Raw genomic sequence first — 8,253 nt, 5'->3', positions numbered from 1 at the left:
CAGGCGGCTGCGAGGTTGCGATCGCTCTTCTCCGACTGCGGACCTAACGGACTTAATCGGCGGTCGTCCTCGCGAGCTCGATGAGACGGTTAACGGCGTGGGGGATCTGGGCCTCCAGCTCCGCGGTCATACTCGACATGACCGCTTCTGCGTCCGCTGACGGCACGAAACTCCGCTCCTCTCCTCGCCACACAACCTCGAGCGGCGGACTCATGGGCGACGCCGATATGTAGATTCCAGCGACGAGCCTCGACCGCGGGTCCCCTGCCTGTTCAGACACTGTGAACAGGACATTGAGCGTGACACTGCGGGGCCCACTTCGATTCGTCGTGAGGATCGCGGTAGCGAGCCACTTTCTACGAGGCATGTTCACGCCGAGCGCTGCCGCGGCAAAGTGATCGCGGCCGATTGTGAACCGGTTCGCCTCTGTGAATCCATCATCGTGAAGCCAGGCTGCCAGCCCCGCGGCGGACGACGCCCACGCCGCTGCCGCGGCAAGGAGAACCTCACCGAGCCGTGCGTGCTCCGCCCGCGCGTCCACGACTGGCTCCGTGAGCATGCGCAATTCCCGCGCTTGCTCCGCGAGGCTCGGCCGCGGCCCGCTTCGTGGAGGTTCCGGGTCGAGCCACGACTTGAGATTCTGGTGCACCTCTTCCATCGTGGGCCTTTCGTGAGGGTGGTGGGCGGTGCAGTGCTCGACCAGACGATCGAGGAGATCGCCGCGGCGTACCTCGACGTAGTCGGTGATGCGGTGCCCCCGGACCCCCGACAAATGCATCCCTGGGACGGGATAGGTCTGGCCGGTTGCGAGCACCCAGAGGGTCTTGGCGAGGGAGTAGACATCGGCGGCCCTGCCGTCGGAATCCGCAGGATGGTCGAGCATCTCGGGGGCGATGTACCAATGCGGGCCGAGCTTGCGATCGTTGTCCGTCAGCGCTTCCTGACCAGGCGCGCTGACCAGCCCGAAGTCACCCAGCGCTGGCCCGTCGTCGTACCAGTACAGGTTCTCGGGCTTGAGGTCGCGATGCGAGATCCTCCGCGCCGCGAGCATCGCGAGCGTTCCCGACAGAGCGGCGAACGCGCCGACGAGGTCGGTAATGGGTGCCCCGGCGAGGTGCTGCTTCAATCCCACTGCCTGCGGCATGACCAGGTAGGCCGTGCCATCCTTCGGGCGATCGGGAAGATGGGCGTCGACCACTGGGACGATGCCCTTGACGTCGGTCAACTCCCGTACGCGCTCGACCTCGTTGACGAACCTCTGGTAGAGCACATTGCGCTTGTTTGGCTTCGCCTTGAAGAGCTTGATCGCCCAGCGTTCTTGTCTGCTGTTCGCGGCGAGCCAGACCTCGCCGCTGCCCCCACCGCCGAGATAGTCGACGAGCAGGTACTCGCCGAAGCGGTCGTTGCGCTTGAAGCCTGTTCTGGGTGGTCTCACGAGCCAGCCGCCTTTCCGGAGGGCATTCGATCTTCCCAGATCGGATGCTGGCCTGGTGAACCGGGCGTCATGAGGCGACCGCGAGTGCGCGGAGGTTCGCCGCGGTGTTGCCGTCCTGGTCGACGTCGGTGCCGCAGTCCGAGCAGGGGTCTGAGACTGGCAGGGTCGCGTGTTCGAGTGACCTGTATTCGCCAGATCGAAACGGTGATCATTACTTGTGGTGATGGTGATCGTCTCGTGACAGTTGGGGTCAGACCTGAGCCCGGGGTCCGGGACTGGCAGGGAAGGTTTACTCGGGCAGGAGGTCGCGTGGCAGCGGCTGGATGCCGGCGTTTCGCAGGACCTGTTCGACGAAGTCGTTCTTGGCGTTGGTGTAGGCGTTGCGGTTGTTTCGATGCTCGACGGCGAGGCGCCTCTTGAGGTTGGCGTAGTCCTCGCGGAGGCTGGGGTCGGCGCGCAGCGTGTCTCGGAACGCGAGCAGCGCCTTGGCGTGGGGGTGGTTGTGCTCGACCAGGTGCAGATGGTGGGTGCGGGCTTCGGGTCGCGGACGTAGGAACCAGAGCCGGTAGTGCCGGCACGGGTCCTCGGGCCAGAACAGCCATCCGTCTTCTTCCAGCGTCGGAACCGCGGCCTGTGCCTTGTCGAGCGAGCGCACGGGGGCGAGAAGATCGACGACGGGCTTGGCGGGCATTCCGGCAACCGCGGTGGACCCGATGTGTTCGACCGCGGCGGCCAGCCATGGCGCCAGGAGGGTCGAGAGCCGGTCTTGCTGGTCGGCGAACCGCGCGGGCCACGTCGTGTCGTAGGCGACGATGTGAACGGGCTGGTCAGCGGACATGCGAATGGCCTCCCGGGGCGTAGTGGGTCCAGGTGCCGCCGGCGTCGGCGCGGTGCCACTGGGTGGTGATCGGGTGGTAGCCGAGAGCCTGTGCGACGACCGGGGCCGGTGCCTGCAGGACGAGTTGGCGTAGCGCGGCGGTGCGGGCGGCCTGGATCGGGATCCCGAGGGCGCGGATCTGGTCGAGCAGGCTGCCGGGGTGCAGCGGCTGGCCGGCGCGGCGGCCGGGGAACAGCCAGCGGCTGTCCGGGTTTGTGGCGGTGGTCATGTTGTCCCGGTGGGCTGCCGCGGTCAGTAGGAGAGCGGCGAACGGTTCGGGCACCGGGACGGGTGGGTCGCCGATCCGGAGGAGGACCTGGTCGCCGTCGCGGGTGAGGTCGTCAATGGTGAGGCGCACGATGCGGCTGGCGGGCTGGGCGTAGAGCAGCATCAGGCAGGCCGCGGCGCGGGTCGGCGGCGAGCCGGTCTCGCTGGTCAGGACGGATTTGACCAGGTCGAGGCGGCGCCGCTGGGTGAGGGGCTCCGCGCGGACGATCTGGAGGCGGGGAAGGTCGAGGCGGGGAAGGCGGCCGCTGCCCATCGCCCAGGTCAGGAAAGCCCGCAAGGAGCGCTTCGCGTGGTCGAGGTGAGAGGCGTGCCAGACGTCGACATCTGCCTGAGTGAGCGTCCCCGGCGTCTGGCCGCGTTCGTCGAGCCAACCCAGGAACAGCCGGGCCTGGATGAACTGCGCGGCCGCTTCTTTGCGGGAGTGCGGTGTCAGCGGGCGCGCCACCGCCCGATGGCGGAGCCGCGGAAGCTGTGACCACGTTCCGAACTGGCGCAGCAGCTGGGCGTGGGGCTGGCGGTCGAACTCGGCCAGCTGGCGGTGCAGCCAGGTCTCGTGGTGCAGCAGCTGCTTGTCGACGGTGGGCAGCGCGCCGCAGGCCATCAGCAGGTCCCGGAGGTAGGCGACGGTGCGCCAGTTCGGCAGCGCGTGCAGGGCCTCGTGCGTCAGCGCGAGGCGCTCCGTGGCCAGGTCGGCGAGCAGTTCGCGGACCTGGAGGCTGCGCAACCAGGACAGGCCGCTTCTCGGCCTGGGCATCGCGCGCAGCGCGTCAAACAGCGGCGCCAGCGGTGGGCTGACGCAGCCGGTGCCGTCGTCGAGGGCGGCGGTGAGCTGATCGGTGAGGGTGCAGCGCTCACAGAGCCGCCCGCCAAGCAGCAGGCCCTCGAAGCCGCAGCGGGAGCAGAAGAAGTCGCGGGTGATTCCGGCGCAGTCCCGGCAGATCGCGGCCCCGTCGTCGCGGCCGGGAAGGAGCCGCTGGGCCTGGCAGCCGGGGCAGCGACCGTAGGTCCGGGCGGCCCGGTCGTAGCAGCTGCGGCAGATCGGCCCGTCCGACCAGTTCGCTGCCAGGCCCGCCTTCCGGCCGCAGCGCGCGCAGACACGGACGTGCCAGCGTTCGTACTGCTCGGCGGTATAGCGGCCAGTCCGGGCTGTCATTCAGGCCGCAGCCGGGCCCGTTTCGGCCGGATCTCACCGGCCAGGTCGACCGGCGCCGGCACGTCGTTCGCGGCCGCCCGCCGCAGCGTCGCGTTGACTGCGCGGGTGGCGATGAGTTCGGCTGGGGTCACATCGAGGATGTCGCAGAGGGCCGCAAGCACCGGCAGCGAGAGCCGTTCCGGCGTGCCGGTGACCATCCGGTGGACCTGCGAGGCCGACAGGGTGATGCCCCGCTCAGCGAGCAGCGGGACGAGGTCACTGGTGGTGAACAGTCCGCGGGTGGCCATCACCTCGCGCAGCCGCCACTGGTAGCTGACCTGCCGTCTGATCGTCATCGCGCCTTCTCCGTCGGCGTCAGGGCCGCGGCCAGCGTCTGGTCGAGCGCGCGGCGCAGGGTGCGGGTCCGGAAGTCCGAGGACACGCAGGTGTAGATCGCGGTGGTCGAGGCGTGCTCATGGCCGACCTGCTGCTGGACGAACAGCGCGTCGTAACCGTCCTCGATCAGGTGGGTCACGTAGGAGCGGCGTAGCGAGTGGACGTCGAGCGCCGGGTCCAGGCCGAGCGCGTCGCGGTAGGTGGAGAACCTGGCGTTGATCTGCGTGAGCGCGACCCGCGGCGCCCGTTCTGACGGCCAGAGCGCCGGGCAGTCCTGCGGGGCGAGCAGCGGCCGGAACTCCTCCACCCACTCCGCGAGGATCTCCGGGGTCCACGTCCAGACGGTCAGCACGCCGCGCCGTTTCGGTGGCGAGCCCTTCGAGGCCTTGCCGAACCGGACCTGGCAGACGCCGTAGTCGCCGAACTCGGGGCCGTGCGGGTTACGGCCGAAGTCGGCGAGGTCGAGCATCCGGACCTCGCGCCGACGCAGCCCGTAGGAGTAGGCGACCTTGAACAGCACCGCGTCGCGGAACGCCGGCAGCCAGCCCTTGCGGCCAGCCGCGCGGATCCGGCTGACCTGCTCGTCGGCGTGGTCGAAGAACGCCTGGAGCTCGTCGAGCGTGAACGCCCGCTTGCCCGGGTCGCTCTCGGACTGCTGGGCGTGCACCGCGGTGTTCCACTCGTGGCAGATCTGCACCGGATGGGTGCCGAACTGCTGCTCACAGCGGTCCGGCCAGCCGTAGGCGGGATCGGTGAGGTAGGTGCAGAACAGCCGGACCGCCTCCTGGTAGTTCCGCAGCGTCGACCGGCGCAGGTTCCTCACCGCGCGAAGGTCGGTGCACCACTCGTCAACCATCTGCGCCGTCCAGGCCCAGGGGAACGCCTCGGCGTGTCGGGCGAACGCCCGCACCGCGCGGACACGCCCCTCGACGGTGCCGGCCGCCAGGTTGCGGGCTGCCTGCTGGCTGGTCCAGCCCTCCAGCATCGCGGCGAACACCTGCTCGTCCGCCCGCAGCAACGGCACCCCGGCCACCAGGTGCAGCCCTGCCGCACCCGCCACCGACTCCCGATCCGCCACTGACCGCGACCTCCAATCTCACGCATCCGATGCGAGATTCCTGCATCAGATGCGAAACGGCTGGTCGCGGGTACCCGCGCGCACCGCGCGGCGACCCATGAGCCGACGATCTTCGGCGCCGATGGTGGAGAAATCCCAGGTCAGATCAGGTACAGACCGGGCCGCATGCACCTTGGCGTGTATTCGCATCCGATGCGATTCGCGCTACTTGGTGGATCCGTACAGCGGTTGGCGCTAGCGATGATCGTGACGTGTGATCTGGATCAGCGCCGGTGGTACTGATCCAGGCGGTCGAAGAAGGTGTCGAGGAGCTCCTTCGCGGCCTGGTCGTCGCCGAGCTCGGCTCCGCCGAATCGGTAGACCTCGTAGCCCTTCAGGCGTAGCTCGCGGTCTTCGCGGACCATCGCGGCGTAGCGGCCTGAGTCGGCGCGGCCGCCCGGGTCGGCGTAGTGCTGCTTGCCGTCGCACTCGATGACGACGCGGGCGCGGTGCGGCAGGAGCAGGAGGAAGTCCATCCGCTGGCGCGGCAGCGGGCCGGGTGCGCGCCGCTGGGTCTGGGTGTAGGGGTCGTAGTGCAGGTACACCTGGGGGATCATCGCTGGGATGTCGGGGCCGAGCTGGACGTAGCGCTCGGCGTAGGTGCGCAGGATTCGCCTCTCGGCGTCGTTGTCGCCCAGGGACCGGTCCAGTCGGCGGTACAAGCTGCGTGAGATCTCGCGTTCCGGTTCGCCGGTCATCCCCTGGCGGTCGGCCCACCAGTCCGTCAGTTCGGTCCACGTGAGTCCGTGCGCCGCCAGCGCCCGGTCGTAGACGAGGCAGCCCTGCTCGTTACGGACGATGCGCAGATCGTTGTTGACCGCGTCGTCAAGCACGATCTCGGGCTTTGGCCCGACGGCGGCGAAGATGAGGTTCTTCAGCGTCCCGCTGACTCCCGAGCCGATTCGGTGGTGGCCGAAGACCGGCGCACCGCTGATGGCGTCGATCTGGATGAGCTCGTACCCGTCGTAAGCCAGCACCCCGTTGAGGAACTCCTGCAGACGTCGGACCTCGGCAGGGTCGGTTCGTACGGACGGGTGCAGCATCTCTGCCAGGAACAGCAGGAGCCTGCCGTCCTCGGCGACCAGGCCAAACCGGGTGTCGTGGAAGATCCAGTCGTTGTCCCAGTCGTCGTTGAGCCACCGGTGCTGGCAGATGTCCTGTGCGGCGGTGGCGAACCGGGGGTCGCGGCTGGGCAGGCTGTCGAGGTCGTAGAGGCGGCTGAGGAAGTCGACCTCTTCGAGGACGCCGCTCCAGTGCGTCTGCATGTCACGAAGGCCCTCGATGAGCCGGCGGCGGGTAACCTCTGTGATCCGGTTTTCAGGGGCCACGGAGTTCGTTGGAGGGGCTGGCATCAGACATCGACCTCGGTCTTTTGGGGGGATGATCAGGGGTTCTTGTGCCAGGGGGCGTCGGGGTCCGCGAGGGTGTCGAGGATCAGCTGGCACCAGGTGAGGGCGGCGTTGACCGCGAGGTGGGCGTGGCGGGCGCCCAGGCCGCCTCGGGTCGCGGTGGGTCCGTGGCCGGTGCCTGCCCGGTTGCGCAGCTCGTTGACGCCGACCGCGATGCCGGTGACCGATCCGAGGATCTTCTTTACTGGGTCGCTGCCGTCCGGCCCTGGCGTGGCGGTCGAGCGGTGCAGGCCGAGCGCCTTCTGTGCCTGGCCGATGAGGGCGGGCATGTCGGCCTTGTCATCGACGGACAGGCCGCGTTCGACCAGAACGACCTTCGCGGTGCTCTCGATGAGCTCCTTCGCGCTGCCGATCGCGAGAGCGGGGTCGTCGCCGGCGGCGCGTTGGATCCGGTCGAGGTGCTCGCGGATCGCGGACGGGTCCTTCAGACCGCTTAGGGCGGTCTCAGGCAGCCGGGGGCCGAGCGGGACCAGGTGGCCGCTGTCCTCGTCGAGGACGTAGCCGTCGCGGCGAAGAGACCTGAGGAACCTGAACCGGCTTCCAAGGTCGGAAGGCACACCGTCGACCAGGCGCTCGAAGGCCCGTAGTGCCCGTGTGACGTGGCCGAGGTCAGTCCAGTCGACGGCTTCGAGGTACGCCTGGGTAAGGACTCGCCGCGCGCTGGAGTCCTCGTAGGCGCAGGCGGGGCTGGGAGCGAAGCCCTCGTCCTGAAACGCCGCGCGGATCTCGAGCACGGTGCTGTCGGTCATGAGGGCGCGGAACAGCCCGCGGGTCGTTGAGCCGATCAGTTCGGCGCTCATGGTTCTGTCCTGGTCCGAGAGGCGCTGGCGAGGGTCGGCCGGTTGCCGATGCTGGTCTTGTCGAGGTGGCCGTAGACGGTGGAGCGAGGGACGCCGAACATGGCGGCGATCTGGGCGACGGTGTGCTGGCCGTCGTCGTAGAGCCGTTGGGCGAGCGCGGCCTGGTCGGCGGTGAGCCGGGGCCGCCGGCCGCCGGCGCGGCCGCGGGCCCGCGCGGCGGCGAGGCCGTCGTGGGTGTTGGCGACGATGAGCTCGCGTTGGTACTCGGCGAGGACGGACAGCATCCCGAACATGGCGCGGCCTTCAGCGGTGGCGGTGTCGATGCCCTGCTCGATGACGTGCAGCCCGACCTCGCGGTCGCGCAGCTCGGCGCCGAGGGTGACCAGGTGCAGCAGGGAGCGGCCGAGCCGGTCGAGGCGGGTGACCTTGAGCGTGTCGCCGGCGCGCAGGAGCTGCATGATGAGGTCGAACTTCGGGCGGGTCGCCTTCGCGCCGGACGCGATGTCGAGGTGGATGTCGCGTTCGGCGACGCCGGCGCGCAGGAGCGCGTCGACCTGGTGGTCGGGGTTCTGGTCCGCGGTCGAGACCCGCGCATAGCCGATCAACACAGCGCCGGAATCTACCGCAGGCGATCGTTTACCGACATTGAATTTCGACGCGGTTTGTCGACGCTTGGTGAGGGCTCTGCGGCTGGTCGTGTCGATGTTCGAAGTCGTCTGCATTGATGTCCGTACTCGTGTGCACGTGAGTTGGTGGCCTGCTGGTCGCATCGCTGGTGATCGAGGGCGGGGGTCAGGGG

Annotated in this window: 8 protein-coding genes; all 8 read right to left on the bottom strand. The window is 69.0% G+C overall.

Features of this window, described 5'->3' with window-relative positions; translation table 11 throughout:
• Positions 1-52 precede the first annotated feature (52 nt).
• On the bottom strand, positions 53-1,435 hold the full coding sequence (locus NBZ85_RS23565; RefSeq protein ID WP_261562613.1) for a protein kinase domain-containing protein: 1,383 nt from the start codon (positions 1,433-1,435) through the stop codon (positions 53-55).
• A gap of 289 nt (positions 1,436-1,724) precedes the next feature.
• Positions 1,725-2,273, bottom strand: coding sequence for a GrpB family protein (locus NBZ85_RS23560; RefSeq protein ID WP_261562612.1), 549 nt, complete (start codon positions 2,271-2,273; stop codon positions 1,725-1,727).
• On the bottom strand, positions 2,263-3,753 hold the full coding sequence (locus NBZ85_RS23555; protein ID WP_261562611.1) for a site-specific integrase: 1,491 nt from the start codon (positions 3,751-3,753) through the stop codon (positions 2,263-2,265). Before NBZ85_RS23555 ends, NBZ85_RS23560 begins: the two co-directional genes overlap by 11 nt.
• A complete protein-coding gene (locus tag NBZ85_RS23550) occupies positions 3,750-4,088 on the bottom strand; it encodes a helix-turn-helix domain-containing protein (RefSeq protein WP_261562610.1) in 339 nt (112 codons plus the stop codon). Before NBZ85_RS23550 ends, NBZ85_RS23555 begins: the two co-directional genes overlap by 4 nt.
• The gene (locus NBZ85_RS23545) at positions 4,085-5,206 is read right to left on the bottom strand and encodes a tyrosine-type recombinase/integrase (RefSeq protein ID WP_261562609.1); all 1,122 of its coding nucleotides are present in this window, start codon (positions 5,204-5,206) and stop codon (positions 4,085-4,087) included. The genes NBZ85_RS23550 and NBZ85_RS23545 overlap by 4 nt, the downstream gene beginning before the upstream one ends.
• A 263-nt stretch (positions 5,207-5,469) precedes the next feature.
• The gene (locus tag NBZ85_RS23540) at positions 5,470-6,597 is read right to left on the bottom strand and encodes an AbiJ-related protein (protein ID WP_261562608.1); all 1,128 of its coding nucleotides are present in this window, start codon (positions 6,595-6,597) and stop codon (positions 5,470-5,472) included.
• A gap of 32 nt (positions 6,598-6,629) precedes the next feature.
• Positions 6,630-7,454: an abortive infection family protein gene (locus NBZ85_RS23535; RefSeq protein ID WP_261562607.1), complete on the bottom strand. Its 825-nt coding sequence runs from the start codon at positions 7,452-7,454 to the stop codon at positions 6,630-6,632.
• Positions 7,451-8,062 carry a recombinase family protein gene (locus tag NBZ85_RS23530; RefSeq protein ID WP_261562606.1) on the bottom strand — a complete coding sequence of 204 codons (612 nt, stop codon included), beginning with the start codon at positions 8,060-8,062 and terminating at the stop codon, positions 7,451-7,453. The genes NBZ85_RS23535 and NBZ85_RS23530 overlap by 4 nt, the downstream gene beginning before the upstream one ends.
• Between the last annotated feature and the right edge of the window lie 191 nt (positions 8,063-8,253).

The sequence above is a fragment of the Frankia tisae genome (assembly GCF_025403405.1).
GTDB lineage: Bacteria > Actinomycetota > Actinomycetes > Frankiales > Frankiaceae > Frankia > Frankia tisai.
This window is presented reverse-complemented; position numbering and strand designations above follow the sequence as displayed.

Coding starts and splice junctions, on each gene's coding strand:
- NBZ85_RS23550 (WP_261562610.1), bottom strand. CDS start 4,088: ATGACGATCAGACGGCAGGTCAGCTACCAGTGGCGGCTGCGCGAGGTG.
- NBZ85_RS23555 (WP_261562611.1), bottom strand. CDS start 3,753: ATGACAGCCCGGACTGGCCGCTATACCGCCGAGCAGTACGAACGCTGG.
- NBZ85_RS23535 (WP_261562607.1), bottom strand. CDS start 7,454: ATGAGCGCCGAACTGATCGGCTCAACGACCCGCGGGCTGTTCCGCGCC.
- NBZ85_RS23540 (WP_261562608.1), bottom strand. CDS start 6,597: ATGCCAGCCCCTCCAACGAACTCCGTGGCCCCTGAAAACCGGATCACA.
- NBZ85_RS23560 (WP_261562612.1), bottom strand. CDS start 2,273: ATGTCCGCTGACCAGCCCGTTCACATCGTCGCCTACGACACGACGTGG.